This is a genomic window from Ciceribacter sichuanensis, from assembly GCF_024055605.1.
GTDB classification, from domain to species: Bacteria; Pseudomonadota; Alphaproteobacteria; order Rhizobiales; family Rhizobiaceae; genus Allorhizobium; species Allorhizobium sichuanense.
The window spans coordinates 14,047-30,154 of sequence record NZ_JAMXLX010000006.1; the positions used below are offsets into that span (position 1 = coordinate 14,047).

General features: G+C 59.5%; 15 protein-coding genes. 9 read left to right on the forward strand and 6 right to left on the reverse strand.

All coding sequences use genetic code 11. The annotated features are described in order from the left end of the window. Positions 1-18 precede the first annotated feature (18 nt). From NBH21_RS17450 to NBH21_RS17470, 5 genes are all read right to left on the reverse strand, one after another. On the reverse strand, positions 19-990 hold the full coding sequence (locus NBH21_RS17450; protein ID WP_250912869.1) for an ABC transporter ATP-binding protein: 972 nt from the start codon (positions 988-990) through the stop codon (positions 19-21). Further along, positions 987-2,048, reverse strand: a complete 1,062-nt coding sequence (locus NBH21_RS17455; RefSeq protein WP_250912868.1) for an ABC transporter ATP-binding protein — start codon at positions 2,046-2,048, stop codon at positions 987-989. The genes NBH21_RS17450 and NBH21_RS17455 overlap by 4 nt, the downstream gene beginning before the upstream one ends. After that, the gene (locus tag NBH21_RS17460) at positions 2,045-2,935 is read right to left on the reverse strand and encodes an ABC transporter permease (RefSeq protein ID WP_250912867.1); all 891 of its coding nucleotides are present in this window, start codon (positions 2,933-2,935) and stop codon (positions 2,045-2,047) included. The genes NBH21_RS17455 and NBH21_RS17460 overlap by 4 nt, the downstream gene beginning before the upstream one ends. A 5-nt stretch (positions 2,936-2,940) precedes the next feature. Beyond that, on the reverse strand, positions 2,941-3,894 hold the full coding sequence (locus tag NBH21_RS17465; protein ID WP_250912866.1) for an ABC transporter permease: 954 nt from the start codon (positions 3,892-3,894) through the stop codon (positions 2,941-2,943). Positions 3,895-3,971: 77 nt separating this feature from the next. Further along, a complete protein-coding gene (locus NBH21_RS17470) occupies positions 3,972-5,627 on the reverse strand; it encodes an ABC transporter substrate-binding protein (protein ID WP_425340441.1) in 1,656 nt (551 codons plus the stop codon). 348 nt (positions 5,628-5,975) lie between these two features. Between NBH21_RS17470 and NBH21_RS17475 the strand changes: the two genes are divergently transcribed. Then, entirely contained in the window at positions 5,976-6,878 is a 903-nt protein-coding gene (locus NBH21_RS17475) for a M20/M25/M40 family metallo-hydrolase (RefSeq protein WP_250912865.1), read from the forward strand. A gap of 251 nt (positions 6,879-7,129) precedes the next feature. Here NBH21_RS17475 and NBH21_RS17480 read toward each other — a convergent pair whose 3' ends face one another. Beyond that, positions 7,130-7,819, reverse strand: a complete 690-nt coding sequence (locus NBH21_RS17480) for a Crp/Fnr family transcriptional regulator (RefSeq protein WP_250912864.1) — start codon at positions 7,817-7,819, stop codon at positions 7,130-7,132. A gap of 552 nt (positions 7,820-8,371) precedes the next feature. Here NBH21_RS17480 and NBH21_RS17485 point away from each other — a divergent pair. The 8 genes from NBH21_RS17485 (at position 8,372) to NBH21_RS17520 (ending at position 16,086) form a co-directional block, all read left to right on the forward strand. Next, positions 8,372-9,220: a transporter gene (locus tag NBH21_RS17485; RefSeq protein ID WP_250912863.1), complete on the forward strand. Its 849-nt coding sequence runs from the start codon at positions 8,372-8,374 to the stop codon at positions 9,218-9,220. Between the two features lie 48 nt (positions 9,221-9,268). Then, positions 9,269-10,057 (forward strand): hypothetical protein, encoded by a 789-nt coding sequence (locus NBH21_RS17490; RefSeq protein WP_250912862.1) that lies wholly within the window; start codon positions 9,269-9,271, stop codon positions 10,055-10,057. Positions 10,058-10,108: 51 nt separating this feature from the next. Then, positions 10,109-11,131, forward strand: coding sequence for a DUF1214 domain-containing protein (locus NBH21_RS17495; protein WP_250912861.1), 1,023 nt, complete (start codon positions 10,109-10,111; stop codon positions 11,129-11,131). Further along, positions 11,128-12,495 (forward strand): DUF1254 domain-containing protein, encoded by a 1,368-nt coding sequence (locus NBH21_RS17500; protein ID WP_250912860.1) that lies wholly within the window; start codon positions 11,128-11,130, stop codon positions 12,493-12,495. The genes NBH21_RS17495 and NBH21_RS17500 overlap by 4 nt, the downstream gene beginning before the upstream one ends. A gap of 53 nt (positions 12,496-12,548) precedes the next feature. Next, on the forward strand, positions 12,549-14,387 hold the full coding sequence (locus NBH21_RS17505) for a mechanosensitive ion channel family protein (protein ID WP_252759580.1): 1,839 nt from the start codon (positions 12,549-12,551) through the stop codon (positions 14,385-14,387). 188 nt (positions 14,388-14,575) lie between these two features. Then, positions 14,576-14,773, forward strand: a complete 198-nt coding sequence (locus NBH21_RS17510; protein WP_250911915.1) for an SDR family oxidoreductase — start codon at positions 14,576-14,578, stop codon at positions 14,771-14,773. A 422-nt stretch (positions 14,774-15,195) separates the two neighbouring features. After that, the gene (locus NBH21_RS17515; protein ID WP_250911914.1) at positions 15,196-15,654 is read left to right on the forward strand and encodes a type 2 periplasmic-binding domain-containing protein; all 459 of its coding nucleotides are present in this window, start codon (positions 15,196-15,198) and stop codon (positions 15,652-15,654) included. A 72-nt stretch (positions 15,655-15,726) separates the two neighbouring features. Next, positions 15,727-16,086 (forward strand): LysR substrate-binding domain-containing protein, encoded by a 360-nt coding sequence (locus NBH21_RS17520; protein ID WP_250911913.1) that lies wholly within the window; start codon positions 15,727-15,729, stop codon positions 16,084-16,086. Positions 16,087-16,108 lie beyond the last annotated feature (22 nt).

Sequence of the window (16,108 nt, forward strand, 5' to 3'; positions counted from 1 at the left end):
AGTCACGGTATGTATCGGTCAGGCATATTGCACGCAGGCAACCCTTGTCGCTTCGCCGGCAGCCAGCAGGGCGGGAACCTCGCTCAGGCAGCCTTCGGAAGCCTGCGGGCAACGCGGCGCAAAGGCGCAACCCGGCGGCATCGCGGCGAGATCCGGTGGAGCGCCGGGAATGGTGACAAGCCGATCACGGCCATGCGCGAGCTCAACGCGCGCGCCGAGCAAACCTTTCGTGTAGGGGTGCCTTGGGTCGCGAATGATATCCGCCACCCTGCCTTCCTCCACGATCCGTCCAGCATACATCACCGCGATGCGGTCGGCCACCTCGGCCGCAACGCCGATGTCGTGCGTCACGAAGATGACGGAAAGCCCGTATTCCTTCTGCAATTCGCGGATCAGCAACAGGATCTGGATCTGCACGGTGGCGTCAAGCGCGGTTGTCGGTTCGTCGGCGAGCAGCACTTTCGGATTGCAGGCCAATGCCATGGCGATCATCGATCGTTGCAGCATGCCGCCCGACATTTCATGCGGATAGTTCCGAAGGCGGCGTTCGGCAGAGGGAATGCGGACCTTCTGGAAAAGCGCCAGGGCCCTGGCCGCCGCCGCCTTACGGGAAATCTTCTCGTGGCGCATGATGGTTTCCTCGATCTGGCTACCCAGCGTATAGACCGGATCGAGCGCCAGTCGCGGCTCCTGAAAAACCATCGAGACCACGGCACCGCGCAGGGCGCCAAGTTCCCCGGCCGAAAGTCCCATCACATCCCGGCCGGCAACGGTCATCGAGCCTTCGATCTTCGTTCCCTTGGGGTGCAGGCGCAGGAGTGAGCGCATGGTGACGCTCTTGCCGGAACCGGATTCGCCAAGCAGCGCGACGACTTCGCCAGGCCGCACCGACAGGCTGACCCCGTTGACGGCCTTGACCGGCTTGCGGCCGCGGTTGAACGTCACCGAGAGATTGCAGATATCGATCATGGTGTCTGCGGACATGGTCATGCCTCCATCAGGATGGGGGAGCGGCTATGGCCCGATCGGGGCACGGACATCAGGCAGGCGGCCGACTGTTCGTCCGAAACCCCCGCGAGCGGCGGCAATTTCTCGCTGCACACGCTTTCCGCAAACGTGCAGCGCGTGTGGAAGCGACAGCCCGGAGGCGGATCGATCGGGTTTGGCGGATCGCCTGTCAGCGGAGGTTCGAGCGTGCGTTCGGAAGGATCCATTTTCGGCATGGAAGCCAGCAGCGCCGCCGAATAGGGATGGCGGGTATTTTCAAAGATCGCTTCGCGGCTGCCGATCTCCGCGACCTTGCCGAGATACATGACCATGACCCGGTCGCACATGAAGCGCACGACATTGAGATCGTGGGATATAAACAGGTAGGTCAGGCCGAAATCCCGCTTGAGATCGAGAAGCAGGTTCAGGACCTGCGCCTCGACCGATTTGTCGAGCGCCGACACCGCTTCGTCGAGAATGACGAGCCGGGGTTCCAGCGCCAGAGCCCGGGCGATGTTGACACGCTGCCGCTGGCCGCCGGACAGTTCGTGAGGATAGCGGCCCGCAAACCGCGACGGCTCCAGCCCCACACGGTGCAGGAGGTCGTGGGCGCGGCTGATCGCCTTTCCTATCGGAACGCCGTGAACGCGGGGGGCAAAAGCAATGCTCTCCTCGATCGTCAGCCTTGGATTGAGCGAAGCGTAGCTGTCCTGGAAAACCATCTGCACCTGCCGGCGATAGTCCGACAGGGGGAGCGTGGCGCCCACTGTCTCGCCGTCGAACAGGAGTTCGCCCTGATCCGGCGTGATGAGCTGCATCAGCAGCCGCGCGGTTGTCGATTTGCCACAACCGCTTTCGCCGACGACACCAAGCGTTTCACCCCGGAGGATTTCGAAATCCACGCCGTCGACGGCGCGGACGACTTTCTTCGGCTTCATGAAACCGCTGCCCTTCACCGGGAAGTGTTTCAGCAGCCCCTTTGCGGAGATCAATGGCTGGGCGGGGCCGCCCCGTTCACCGATCGGCAGGTCATAGGCGGGTTCTTCAACGATGCTGATCATTGTTTCACGTCCATGGCTGTGCGCAGCCCGTCTGAGAAGAGGTTGAAGCAGATTGAGGTGATGAAGATCATCACGCCGGGAAGGGCGGCAACCAAGGGATTGTTGTAGATCGCCGTTCTCAGTGTGTTGAGCATCAGCCCCCATTCCGCATCCGGCGGGCGAACTCCGAGCCCGAGGAACGAGAGGCCGGAGGCGAGGATCATCGAGACGGAAATCAGGCTTGTCGCGAAGACGAAGATGGGGCCGAGCACGTTGCCCAGAATATGGACGCGGATGATGGTCAGGGGCGGAGCGCCGGAGGCTCGCGCCGCATCGACATAGTCGAGCCTGCGGACCTGGGTCGTCACGCTTTCGGCAACCCGGGCTATCTGCGGGATGAAGACCACCGTCAGCGATACCAGCGCGTTGGTGAGCCCCGATCCGAGAGCGCCGGAGAGCGCGACTGCGAGAAGTACCGAGGGGAAAGCGTAGAACACGTCGACGGTTCGCATGATCAGCGTGTTCGTGAGGCCACCCGCATAGCCGGCGACGATTCCGATCGTTGAACCGACAACGAAAGCGATCGGTACGGGAATAACTCCCATGAGAAGCGATAGCCGTGCGCCGTAGATCAGGCGGGAGAGCATGTCGCGGCCGAGTTCGTCGGTGCCAAGAATGTATCCCGGCGTGCCGACCGGCTTGAGACGCCTGATGACGCTTCCCTTGGTGGGATCATAGGGCGCGAGATAGGGGGCGAAGATCGCGACAAGAACGAGGACAAGCAGGATCGCGAGTGCGGTTATGGCCACGGGGTCGCGACAGAGGCGGTACAGTACGCCGCTCCAGAAACCGGGTGATTTGGTAACGCTCTGCGCCGGAGGCGATATTTCGGATGTGATGGCGGCCATTGGCGTCAGTTCCTCTGGATACGAGGATCGATTGTGCTTTGCAGGACATCGACCATGAGGTTGAGAAGAACGAAGAACATTGCGAGCACGAGGATCGTTCCCTGCAGAATGGGGAGATCACGGGTGAAGATCGCACCGTTCAACAGGAAGCCGGTTCCGGGCCAGGAGAAGACCGTTTCGATGAGGATCGAGCCGCCGAGAAGATAACCGAGCTGCAGGCCCATGACGGAAAGCGCTGTCGGTGCGGCATTGCGAACCACATGGCGAAGCACCTGCCGGGACATCAACCCCTTGGCGGCGAGTGCCTGGGTGAAGTCCTGCGAAAGAATATCGGCGACCAGCGAACGGATGGTGCGAGCGATAATGCCCATCGGGATGACGGACATGGTGACTGCCGGCAGGATGAGGAACTGCATGTAATCCCAGCTGAAGCTTCGGCTTGCCGATCCCTCGGAGCCACCGCCCATGGCCGGCAGCCAGCCAAGCGTCACGGAAAAGGCGATGACCAGAACCATGCCGAGCCAATAGTGCGGCACGCTGACGCCAAGCATCGAGATCGTCGATGCGAACCGGTCCACCCATGTGCCACGATAGATGCCGGCGAGAAATCCCAGCATCGCACCGAGCACGAACCCGATGAGCGCGGCCACCAGCGCCAGAATGATCGAATTCACGGAAGCGTCGAGGATTTCGCTCAGAACGGGACGGCCGGTGGCGATCGAGGTGCCGAGGTCGCCATGCAGCGCATGCCACGCCCAAAGGACATACTGGACGGGAAGAGGCTGGTCGAGACCATAGAAGGTGCGCATCTGCGCCTGCATCTCGGCGGATGCGTCGGACGGCAGGATTGCGGCCAGAGGATCGCCCGGCGCTATGTGGATCAGCATGAAGCAGACGATGCTCACACCGATCGTGACGGGAATGACGTGCAGAAGTCGTTTGAATGCGTAGAGCAGCATGGCATCCTCTCGAAATGAGCGTGATCGGGCATCATGAATGAGCGGCGGGCCGTCGGATGGCCCGCCGCCTGTTCGCGTCAGGGTTCTACCGTTACCGGGGAGAAGTCCTGGAACCAGTTCTGCGCCTGCACGAAGCCCTTGACCTTGTTGGTCATGGCGCGCGGGTTGACGTCATGTGTCACCATCAGGAACAGGGCATCGTCCACGTATTTCTCGTGAATCTTCTGCATCACCTTGTCCTGCTCTGCCGCGTCGAAGGTATTGCGCACCTTGTCGAAGAGAGCATCCATGTCCTTGTCGCAATAATAGCCCCAGTTGGTGCCCGTCGGCGGCGCGAGGCTGCACTGCGACTGGCGGATCATCGCGGTGAAGGGGTCCTGAATGAAGTAGCTGTAGTTGACCGCGGTGGCACCCTTGGCGCTGGGGTCCTTCGCCCCCGCGCGCCAGACGTTAATGACCGTGTTCCAGTCCATCACCTCGTATTCGACGTCGATGCCGATTTCCGCGAGCGTCTGCTGGATGTATTCGTTCATCGCCAGCGGCAGCATCTGGCCGGAACCGGACGAGGAGATGATCACCTTGGTCTTGAGGGGCTTGTCGGGACCAAAGCCGGCCTCCGCCATCAGCTTCTTGGCTTCCTCGACATTGTAGCTGAGCTTGAAGGTCGGGTTGCCGAACCACTGGTGTCCCGGCGGCATGTAACCCTGTGCCGGAATGGACAGGCCGCCGAGCAGTTCGTTAATGCCTTCGCGGTCGACGGCAAGGTTCGCAGCCTTGCGAACGCGGATATCGTTCCACGGGGAGCCCTCGATGCGAGAGAAGTGCCAGGTCCAGTTATGCGGGTAGGAATTGGTGATGATCTTGAAGCCCGCCTCTTTCAGCGACGCCACGGAATCCGGAGCCGGAGCCTCGATCCAGTCCACCTGGCCGGAGCGCAGGGCCGCGACGCGGGTGTTGGGTTCCGGCAGCGGAATGAGAACGAGCTTGTCGAGCTTGGGGATACGCGCCTGATCCCAGTATTCCTTGTTTGGGGTCAGTTCCGCCCTTTCGCGCGGGATAAAGCCGCTCTCCAGCTTCCAGGGACCGGTGCCTGACGGCTTCTGGGCAACGGCGTCCCAGTTCTTGCCCAGCTTTTCCCAGTTTGCAGGCGAGGAAAGCAGAATCCAGCTGAGCTGATAAGGCAGCGTCGCATCCGGCGTCTTGGTGGTGATTTCGACAGTCAGCGGATCGATGACCTTGTAGGAAGCCACCGCTGGAATGCGCGACTTGCCTTGGGCCGCCTGTCGCTTGTCGAACTGGGGAGCCTCCTGATTCAGCAGCTTGTCGAGATTCCACACGACGGCATCGGCGTCGAAGCTGCTGCCATCGTGGAATTTGACGCCATCCCGCAGCTTGAAAATCCACTTGGTCTTGTCCGTGTCATCGACCTGCCAGGAGGTCGCAAGGCTCGGAATGAGCGCCGACGGCTTGTCCGCGCTGGAGAGATCCCATTCGACCAGCGAATTGTAGACGGTGTAGCCCATGAAACGCTGACCTTCGCCGCCCTGGTCCGTCTGGCCTGTGGTCAGGGGAATGTCGGAAGCGGTCATGCCGATACGCAAGGTGCCGCCAGCAAGTGCTGAACCCGTTGCGACAGCCGCGAGAACCAAAGCTGTCGTGCCGCTCAGGATGGCCCGCCTGACCGCGCGGAGAACGCCACTGTCAATCCGGGCATTGCGTGATGTTTGCGTCATTGCTGTTCCCTTTTTGTAAAATGCTGCTGAGCTTCTGCCCAGTCGAGAGAGGAGGAGCAGATTTCATGCCAATTTGTGAGAAATTATAGTTTCATGTTTCAAATCAATTGGATGATGATATTTTTATGGCAGCCCGCCTTCTTGAGGGTAATGGCACATGATGAATTGCCGTGCTTTCGCGAAGTACGTTGATGAAAAATACGGCCGATCTTTCTGGCCAACTGGCAGCGTTTGTGACGGATTGTTGATTATCAGGTCAGCTTGCTCCAGTTTTTCATTTCGCTGCGATCCGGATCAACTCGAAAAAATTGTTTATTTTCAGCGCATTGCGTCGGTTTATGTGGGGTAGTGCGCTGTGGAAAAGCGGGCCAAATCCTTCTGAAACTCAACAGGCAAGCGGCCCCCGACCTCGGCGACCCGCATCTCGGACTGAGAGGTTTTTGCGGGCTGGAAATCACCGTCATCGGCGCCTCGAAGGACTTGCATTCCGGAACTTTCGGCGGAGCGGTTCCAAATCCCGCGCAGGTATCGACCCGCGCGCTGGCTCTTCTCTACGACAAGGATGGCGAAATCGCCGTACCAGGCTTCATGAGCGGAACGACGGCACTGACGCAGGAGGAGCGCCGCGTCTTTCTCGATCCGCCCTTCGACCGCGCCGCATGGCTGAACCGCGCCGGACTTGCTGATGCCGCCGTTCCGGCGGATTTCGCTGCCGACCAGAAGGCCGGCCTTTATCCTGCAATCGAGATCGATGCCCTGGAAGCCGGTGGATATGCCGGCGGCATGCGCTACACCATTCCCCGAGAGGCCAGCGCGCGCCTTTCCTGCCGTCTTGTTCCCGGACAGGACCTCGAGAGGATCGCTCCCCTCCTTCATGATTTTCTCGATCATGCCATCCCCACCCGTTTCGGCCGGCATATCGCTGTCCTGCCGGAACGATCGCTGCCCTACCGCATCGGTCGTGATCATCCATTCCAGAAACTGGCGGCGGACGTGCTTGAAGCCGTCGATGGGCGCCCGCCGCGCTATTCCTTCTCAGGCGGCAGCATCCCGATCTCCGGCGCAATGGCGGCCGCGCTCGGTGTCGAAACCCTCATATTCGGCTTCGGCCTGCAGGACGAAAACATGCACAGCGTGGACGAATTCTGCCGCCTGAGCGACATCGAACGCAGCATGAAGGCTTGGCCTTCTGCTCGACGGTGTGCCGCCTCAGGCGATCTGATGAACGATGACGCGCTCCAAATAAATTAGGTCATTTGGAGCTGGAATTTCCCACGTATGATCTCTGCGGGGAAAGAGGAGAGTTCCGATGAAAACACCGAAGTTTTCAGACGCCCCGAAGGCGTTCCCATAATCAGCAGGAATGATAGGCTGAGTATGCCCGCCAACATGGAGGTCCGAGAAACCCAGAGCTGACCAAGCGACGGCAGGACTACAAGAAGGAAGGATTGCCAATTGTGATGTCTAGGATTTGCCGCCCCGCAGCGCTTCTCCTTGCTTTGTCATTCCGAACCATCTCCTTCAGAGAACCGTCGCAACGCCTGCGGGTTGGTGACTGTGATAGATCGGTAGGTGTAGTTCACCCAACCGGCAGCAACGAAACGCTGCATGGCCATGTTGACCTGCTGTCGTGACGCGTTCGCCATGACTCCAAGGTCCGTTTGAGACAATGGAATAGGCACATCGCCGAGCCAGCCCGCCCTCTGAAGCACCGACGCGACCCTTCGTCCGACGTCGCGCTTCTGCAAATCGTGAACGATCCGTATAAGAACGTCTACAGTGAAGACGGTGTTCATTGCGATTGCACGCGATACGCCGGGATCGCGTGCTGCCATCTGCTCGAGGGCATCGAGCGGTACATGCATCATCCAGGCGCCACCGAGGGCCCTTATCTCGACCCTGCGCGGCTGACCGGTCAGGAAAGGACCTTCGCCCGTCCAGGCTCCAGGCATGCCAAGATGGATCAAGCGGGGGGCCGCATCGGGCGGCGCCGAATTGATGGTAAGAGAGCCGGCGACAAGCCCATATATCCCCCCGGGCGGATCACCATACCGATAGACGATCTGGTTGGGAGAAAACTTCTGCAAATGCGCGTGGCGCAGCAGTTCCGTCCTGAAATTTTCGGTCATATTCGCGAGCCAGTCGCCCTTTCTCATGACCTGTTCTGCCTTTTCGCGCGTCAAATCCAACATCGCTTCTCCATATTGTCCCAATCCGGACAGAATGCCTTTCGCCAATCGAATATAACTACGTCAAACGAAGTTTCGGCAGACGGTCAGGCGGCGAAGACTCCGTACTTAATCGAGGCGCCGCAGCTTTGGGCAATACTGGCGGCGGATACGTGGTTTCCCATCAGTTCCCTCCCGTTCGCTATGTTTCCGGCATCAAGGCTATCGCCGCGGGCCGTTCCCTCGAAGCATCGAACGGCCTGCGGAATGAACCGGATGTCGGAACGTCGACAATCTCCGATGGTATGAAGAACAACAACCGAAGATATCGGGCTGCTGAGATAGCAGGCGATTTTTTTTAGATTGTCCGAATTCGGACAATCTGGCGTTGGCGAATATGCACAGTGGTCCCGTCGGTGATTATTGGAAGCGATGACTGCAAACGCGTTGAGTGACCGAGAAGGATGCGCCTCATTGTCCCAGCCAGGAAATTGTGGGCGCCTTCAGTGAGTTTTGCGAGACCTTCCTGTCAATCGTCTCCGACCCAGATCTGAGAAAGCGACTGGGGAACGGTCAATGAATTCTGCAATTCGGGGGCATTTGACCTTCGCAAATCTCAAATACGGCGGCGATGAGTTCGCGCGTATTTCGACTGTTTCTCTCTTCGTCGCATTCAGTTGTGGCAACGCGCTGGCTCAGGAGGCTGCTGACGATCTTTCACAAAAGCTGGCCAATCCACTTGCCAGCCTGATCAGCGTTCCATTCCAAAACAACTTCGATTTCGAGGCCGGCGCCAATGGCGATGGTTTCGCCTACACGGTGAATATCCAGCCTGTTATTCCCTTCGAATTGAACGACGACTGGAACCTGATCACCCGCACCATCATTCCCGTCGGCTATCGCGATTATCTGCCCGGCGGAGATGTCGCCGGCCTGGGCGACATCAATGCCAGTTTCTTCCTTTCACCCAAGAATTCCGGGCCTGGCGGACTGATCTGGGGCGCAGGGCCTGTCTTTCTGCTGCCGACTGCCACGGACGACTTTCTCGGATCGGGAAAACTCGGCCTTGGGCCTACGGCCGTCGGTCTCGTTCAGCAGGGCCCTTGGACGGCTGGAGCATTGGCCAATCATATCTGGTCGGTCGCGGGGCCGAAGGATCGATCCGATGTCAGTGTCAGCCTGTTGCAGCCCTTCGCATCCTACAATTTCGGCGGCGGAACCTCGGCTTCCCTGAGTATCGACGCCAACTACGACTGGTACAACGAACAGTGGACTGTTCCGATCAATTTCGGCGTTTCCCAAGTCTTTACCGTGGGACATCAGGCCATGAGCTTCCAGATCGGAGGGCGCTACTATGCCGACGCGCCGGCGGGCGGCCCGGAATGGGGACTGCGAACCACGCTCACGCTCCTGTTTCCGCAATGAATGCGAAACCGGACAGAGATTCATACCTGATGGCAGAGGGACCATTTGATGAAAACCCATGTAATATTAGCGGCGGTGTTATTCGGTGTTGCGGTGGGCTCGTCCGTCAACGCTGCGGACCTTCAGCAGCCATTCACTGTCCCTGAAGCCAAACCTGTTGCGAGTGACGGCTGGACCTTTGCGGCGAGCCCCTATTTCTGGGGTGCCGGCATCTCAGGCGATGTCGGGCAGTTCGGTTTGCCCGCGGTTCATGTGGAATCGGATTTCAGCGATATCTTGAAGGATCTCGACTTCGGGTTCATGGTGGTTGGCGAAGCGCGTTACGATCGGTTCAGCGTCTTCGGCGACGTCATCTACACCAAGGTGTCGTCTGGGGCGACCACACCGCTGGGCATTGCCGCGGAACGCGTCGATGCCACGTCGGAGACATTCGCCGGACTGGTCGGCGCAGGGTATGCCGTATTCCAGGATGGCCGCAGCAATATCGACGTCGTGGTCGGGGCGCGCATCTGGCACGCGAGCACGGAGATCTCGTTTTCCGGCGGCCTTCTGGACGGGGTTTCAGGTCATGACGGCGCCACATGGGTGGATGCCATGGCAGGTTTCCGCGGACGGTATTTCCTGACCGACAGCCTCTATATCAGCGCTTGGGGACTGATCGGAGCCGGGCAGGCCGACCTCGACTGGGATCTCGCCGCCGGTGTCGGCTACGAGTTCAACGACAGGATCTCGGCCGTGGCCGGTTATCGCGCACTCGGCGTCGACTACAGCAACGGCGGCTTTGTCTTCGACGTGGTGCAGCAGGGGCCGATCCTTGGCCTGGTCCTGCGCTTCTGACCATTCGTCGGCTAGCTTACGCTTTTATATGTTCAACTTTGGAGGACTGCCATGCTTCTTGCTAGATTAAACTTCGCGACAATTGCGGCAGCGGCGATGCTTGCTGCCTTGCCTGCTGCTGCCGATCCAATCCTCGTCAATAGCGACAACTTCGTCCGCGCAGAGAGCGACCTTTATTTTTCCGGCATCGCCGCTAACGGTGGCTTCGGCAAGTTCGACCATACGCGCGAGATGGCGCCGCTTGACAAACAGACAGTCATTCGGCTGAACCGGGATACTCTTTACTCTTCTGCCGTCTTCGATCTGGATGCGGGGCCGGTGACGATTACCGTGCCGGATACCGGCAGCCGGTTCGTGTCGCTCCTTGTGATCGATGAGGACCACTACGCCCATGGTGTATATTACGGGGCTGGTTCGTATACCTTGACGCGCAAGGACATAGGGACCCGCTATGTCGTGGCCGCCTTCCGCTTTTTTGCCGATCCCAACAACGCCGAAGACATGAAGCAGGTTCACGCGCTCCAGGACGCGGTCACGGTCAAGCAGGCTGCAAAAGGGAGTTTCGAAGTTCCCGAGTGGGACGCGAAGAGCCGGGACAAGACCCGGCGCGCGCTCTTGGATCTCGGCGCGCTGCTCCCGGACACCGCAAAGATGTTCGGATCGCGCGATGAGGTAGATCCGGTCCGACATCTAATTGGGGCAGCACTTGGATGGGGGGGCAACCCGGACAAGGAAGCGCTTTATCTCAACGTGACGCCGGAAAGGAACGATGGCAAGGGCATCTATAGGCTGACTGTGAAGGATGTTCCCGTAAAGGACTTCTGGTCGGTCACCGTCTACAACAAGGACGGCTTCTTCGAACCCAACAAACTCAATATGTATTCGCTCAACAATGTGACTGCACAGAAGAGCGAGGATGGATCGATTGCGATTCAGTTCGGAGGCTGCGACGGCAAGATCGCCAACTGCCTGCCGACACCTGAAGGCTGGAACTACATGGTTCGCCTGTATCGGCCCGAGACGCAGATTCTCGCTGGAAGCTGGAAATTTCCCGTTTTGGAGGAAGTGAAATGAAGCGTCGCACTTTTCTTGCAGGCACCACCGCATTGATGGCGTTGCCGTCACTTCCGGCTTTGGCGCAGGACGATCTCAGGGCGGTCGCACGCGAGGCGTATATCTACACCTATCCGATGGTGAAGAACTACCTCACGATGTATCAATACGCGCTGGAGCCGGGTGGCAACCAATATAAGGGGCCGCTCAACACTCTGGTCAGCATCGCCAGGGTCTACACGCCTGAAGATACAGCAATCATCACGCCGAATTCCGACACGCCCTATTCCTTCATCGTCTTCGATCTGAGGGCAGAGCCCGTCGTTGTGACAATGCCGCCGATCGAGAAGAACCGCTATTATTCGCTGCAACTGATCGACCTCTACACCAACAATGTCGACTATCCGGGAACGCGAGTCGATGGCAATGGCGGCGGCGATTTCCTGGTCACCGGCCCCGGCTGGAAGGGCGATATACCGAAGGGCATCAAGCGGGTGATCGAGATGCCGACCGCGCTCGCCATCGGCATCGTCAGGACACAGCTCTTCTCGCCCGACGATCTCGCTAAGGTGAAGGAGATCCAATCCGGCTACAAAGCGCAACTGCTTTCCGCCTATGCCGGTACGCCAGCTCCCGACGTCCTGCCTCCGACCGACTGGCCACCGATCTCTGACGACCTGATGGTCACGAACTACTGGTCGCTTGCTGCCTTCCTGCTGCAATTCGCTCCACCTTATCCGGGTGATGAGCTACAGCGAGAAAACCTAGCCAAACTCGGCGTCCGGGAAAGAGCAACGTGGCCTGGGACGGATCTCTCGCCCGAGACTGTGGCGCTGATGAAAGAGGTTGCGATCGCAACGGAAAAGGAAATTCGCGACGAGGCTGCCCGGCTGACGGACTCGTCCAAGATATTCGGTACGCCCGAATTCATGAAGGGCCGGTTCATGGTCCGCGCCGCCGCGGCACAAGGCGGCATCTACGGCAACTCGGTGCAGGAGGCACTTTATGTCATCTATGCCTTCGATGCACAGAAGGCGCTACTCGATGGTAAGACAGGAAAATACACTCTGACCCTCACCCCGGAAACGCTTCCCCCGGTTGATGCCTTCTGGTCGCTGACCATGTATGACAGACCCAAACAATTCCTTGTCGACAACCCCGTCGACCGTTACCTGATCAACTCGCCGATGCTTGCCGGCCTCAAGAAGAACGACAAAGGCGAGATTGTCCTCCACCTGCAACACGAAAGCCCAGGACCGGAGCTGGAATCGAACTGGCTGCCAGCCCCCGCCGAAATCTTCTATGTGGTCATGAGGCTCTATCTGCCGAGGGCGGAGGCGCTCGACGGGCGCTGGGCGCCGCCGCCGATCGAAGCTCTTTCGTGATTAGGTGATGCTCAAGTCGATCATCTCACCAGATCGCGCGAGGAATATGGGTAATGGCTGAGAACACTTCGGATGCGGGTCTCACCTTTCTCGCCGCAGGTCTGCAGCAGTTCGCAGAACGGTTCATTGAGGGGCTCCACGTCCGATACCTTGCCTGGCTGGCGGCGCCCGCGGAATTTGAAACGTTCCGGGCGTCTTTCGCGCAGGTCTCCACCTCCGGTTTCGCAATGGCTTCGCAGATCCTTCTGATCGTCGCGATCGTTGCCGTACCGCTTGTTGTCGGAGGCCGGCGGATCCGCATAGGGACGGGCACTGCGTGGAGCCGCCTGCTTTTATCGGCGATGGTGGCGGTGATAGCTCTGGCGATCGGTTTCGTGGCGGCGCGACTGCTGGCATCCCAAGGATTGCCGGTGCAAACGCTCCAGCTTTGGGTTACGTCCACCGTGGCGGGATGGGTCGTGCTCATCGCGCTGCATTGGCTGCTTCTGCAACAGCAGCCTCCAGAAGCCCGTCTTCGGCGGAGCCGTTTGACCAAATTCGTTCGCGATCTCTCCCTTGCCATCCTATGGGCGGTTGCCGGGCTTTCGCTTGTTGCCTCACTGCGGCTGTGGGGTGCCGGCGCCGGCATGATCGATCTGTGGGGAACGGTGGTGGTAACCTTGCCCACGTTGCTTCTGTCCACCGGCGCCATATGGCGTCACAGGCGAACGCTTGCCGGAACCGTGGCCGGACCCCGTCCTCGCGCTTTCTGGCGCGGCAGCTTCGCGCGATGCTGGCCGGCTATCGTGATCGGCTTCATTCTTTTCATTGTGGTCAACGCGCAAGTGGCCCGAACGATGGGGGTGGCGCTTCCGGGGGGTGCCGTAGCCATGACAGCCCTCATCGTGATCGCGACGCCGCATCTCGATGCCATGATATGGGATTGGGCGCAGCGCGGCCTGAACTCGCCGAACATCTCGACCGCGGCAGCCGCATGGCGGCAGACGGCCCGCTTCACCGTCCTGATCGCCGTAATCGCATCGCTGGGCGCCTTATGGGCAGCGCCGCTGGCCGTGGGGTTCGGCATCGACCTCAGGCATGTTGCGCTCGACGCTTTCAAGGTCGCCTTGATCGGGATGTTCACCGCGTTCTGCTGGAATTTGATCGGCACCTCGATCGAGCGCGTGTCACGGGCGGACAGGATAGCTGCCGCCGCCGGATCGACCATGACAAGCTCGAGACTGGGCACGCTTGTTCCCCTGTTTGGCTCGATCGGCAAGTCGCTGATCGTCGTGTTCGCATTCCTTTCCATTCTGGTGACCGTCGGCGTCAACGTGTGGCCACTGATCACCGGCCTGAGCTTCTTCGGGCTGGCCATCAGCTTTGGTACGCAAGCACTGGTCAAGGACGTCGTCTCGGGCATGTTCTTCCTGATCGACGATGCCTTTCGTTATGGTGAATATATCGAGACGACAGGTGCCAAGGGAACGGTTGAGAAGATCTCGCTTCGCTCCGTCTCGCTGCGTGGCTCCCGCGGTCCGATAGCGACCGTCCCATATGGCCAGATGGGCAAGGTCCAGAACTTCAGCCGAGACTGGGTCATCGACAAGATCGCCCTGCGTGTCTCCATGGACACCGATGTCGAACTGGTGCGCAAGATCTTCAAGAAGATTGGAGAGCAGATCTCCGCGGACCCCGAGCTGAACCAGAACCTTCTGGAACCCTTCAAGAGCCAGGGCTCAACGGAGGTGGAGGACGGCACGCTTATCGTCAAGGCGAAGTTCATGGCAAAGCCCGGCACGCAGTTCCTCATCCGGAAGGCCGCCATGAAGGCCATACTGCAGGCGTTTCGCGAAAACGGCATCCGGGCCGTTCCCAAGCCGTTCACCGGCGAGGTCGACCCGAACGCATGAGCGCCATGCGGGTTCATTTCCATTGATGGGTTAGATATGCTCCTCCCCCCGGCATCGTAGTGTGCCAGAGTGGTGATGCGTTCATCACAATACGGGGAAGCGGCTCGGTCAATGGCGACCGGATGCCCGTCCCGGGCACGACCTCCTATGCCGTGAGCAAGTCCGCCTTGCAAGGTTTGGCCTGAGGGTTGGCGCGTGATTTCGGGCCCTGCGGAATCACGATCAACATCGTCCAGCCGGGACCGATCGATGCCGACGCAAACCCGGAGAACGGACCGATGAAAGACCTGATGCATAGCTTCATGGCCATCAAACGACACAGGAGACCGGAAGAGGCTGCGGAAATGGCCACCTGGCTTTTGCGGGCCCGGAGGCCGGCTTCGTAACAGGAGCGATGCATATACGATCGATGGCGCGTTTGGCGCCTGACCAGAAGACGCGAGGGGCAGAAAAGCGCGCGCCGACAGGAAGGCGCAAAGCGGCTGAAGCCTCCGCAGCTTGGATGGTCTTGAGGAAAGCCGAACTATCGACGATGCCGTAGGATTGCCTAAACCTCTGGAAAATAGAGAAGCCATGGGATCGTCTTGGCAGAACGCCCCGTCTGACAGGATCCGCACCTATATCTAGGTATGGATTCTATTCTTGCGTGGAGCGGGTTGAGGTGACAACGGCGGGCATGGTCTCGCGGCGAGTTCGGTTGCATCCTCGATTGCGATGCCTGTCATGCACAACAGCCGGATGATCGCCTCGTCAATCGAGCTGGGGGCAATCCGTTCTTGGTGATGTCGAGGGCAAAGCCAACGATCGCATGCGAGGTCAGGCGCCAAATGAGGGCAGTATCGGTAACCTTGAAGCGGCCGGCTTCGGTGGCCAGGCGCATGTCCCTCATTGGGTACGGGCTCATGCGCCGATAGAGCGCGTCGACCATGACTTCGGAGCGATGGAGGAATTGCTTCCATCTTACATCGCCGGTGGCTGTCTCGATCAACCTCGGAGTCCGGCATGGCCCGATTTGCCGCTTCACACCCTGACCGTGACGCTTGTGCCGGCATGGCTGCAACTCCTGGAACAGGAAATGCCCGATATCCGCATCAGTCTCATTCCCGATCGAGGGGGCATCGAGGCCAATCTTGCGACGTTGGTCGATGGCGAAGCGGATTTCTTCCTGACCTACGCACATGCTCGTGTGCCGTTTCATCTGGACAGGGAGCGTTTTGACTATCTGTCGGTCGGCAGCGATCGCCTTGTACCCGTTGTGGCTCCCTAGGTCAGGTTGCCGCGCGATCGTTGGGTACCAGGGGCGGGCCTGCTCGACCGGGCCGTAAGCGAAGGGGTGCCAGTGCCCTATCTCAGCTACGGCTTCAGTTCGTTCTTCGGCGCCGCGCTTGGCCGCCTTTTTGCAGAGCGTCCGCAATTTCTTAGACGGCATGTTCATGAAAATGCGATCGGCGCGGGTTTGAAGACCCTAGCCCTGACGGGAGCAGGTTTATGCTGGCTGCCGCAGAGCCTTATTCAAGCGGAATTGAACGCAGGTCTTCTTGTGAACGCATCAACCACGACAGACTGGACGATGGATCTGGAGATCCACCTCTACCGTCATCTGGGGAGCCAGAGCAAACTCGTGAAGAACTTCTGGAGGAGCGCAGAGGCACTCTTGCGCACCCAGGTACCCTTACCTGTCCGTCAGCGAATGATATGAGACAGACCGGCTTTGGAAGGAT

What these genes read in the sequence shown, in the direction of transcription:
- NBH21_RS17450 (WP_250912869.1), bottom strand. Translation starts at nt 990, where the DNA reads ATGACCATGTCCGCAGACACCATGATCGATATCTGCAATCTCTCGGTG.
- NBH21_RS17455 (WP_250912868.1), bottom strand. Translation starts at nt 2,048, where the DNA reads ATGATCAGCATCGTTGAAGAACCCGCCTATGACCTGCCGATCGGTGAA.
- NBH21_RS17460 (WP_250912867.1), bottom strand. Translation starts at nt 2,935, where the DNA reads ATGGCCGCCATCACATCCGAAATATCGCCTCCGGCGCAGAGCGTTACC.
- NBH21_RS17465 (WP_250912866.1), bottom strand. Translation starts at nt 3,894, where the DNA reads ATGCTGCTCTACGCATTCAAACGACTTCTGCACGTCATTCCCGTCACG.
- NBH21_RS17470 (WP_425340441.1), bottom strand. Translation starts at nt 5,627, where the DNA reads ATGACGCAAACATCACGCAATGCCCGGATTGACAGTGGCGTTCTCCGC.
- NBH21_RS17480 (WP_250912864.1), bottom strand. Translation starts at nt 7,819, where the DNA reads ATGTTGGATTTGACGCGCGAAAAGGCAGAACAGGTCATGAGAAAGGGC.
- NBH21_RS17485 (WP_250912863.1), top strand. Translation starts at nt 8,372, where the DNA reads ATGAATTCTGCAATTCGGGGGCATTTGACCTTCGCAAATCTCAAATAC.
- NBH21_RS17490 (WP_250912862.1), top strand. Translation starts at nt 9,269, where the DNA reads ATGAAAACCCATGTAATATTAGCGGCGGTGTTATTCGGTGTTGCGGTG.
- NBH21_RS17495 (WP_250912861.1), top strand. Translation starts at nt 10,109, where the DNA reads ATGCTTCTTGCTAGATTAAACTTCGCGACAATTGCGGCAGCGGCGATG.
- NBH21_RS17500 (WP_250912860.1), top strand. Translation starts at nt 11,128, where the DNA reads ATGAAGCGTCGCACTTTTCTTGCAGGCACCACCGCATTGATGGCGTTG.
- NBH21_RS17505 (WP_252759580.1), top strand. Translation starts at nt 12,549, where the DNA reads ATGGCTGAGAACACTTCGGATGCGGGTCTCACCTTTCTCGCCGCAGGT.
- NBH21_RS17515 (WP_250911914.1), top strand. Translation starts at nt 15,196, where the DNA reads ATGCGAGGTCAGGCGCCAAATGAGGGCAGTATCGGTAACCTTGAAGCG.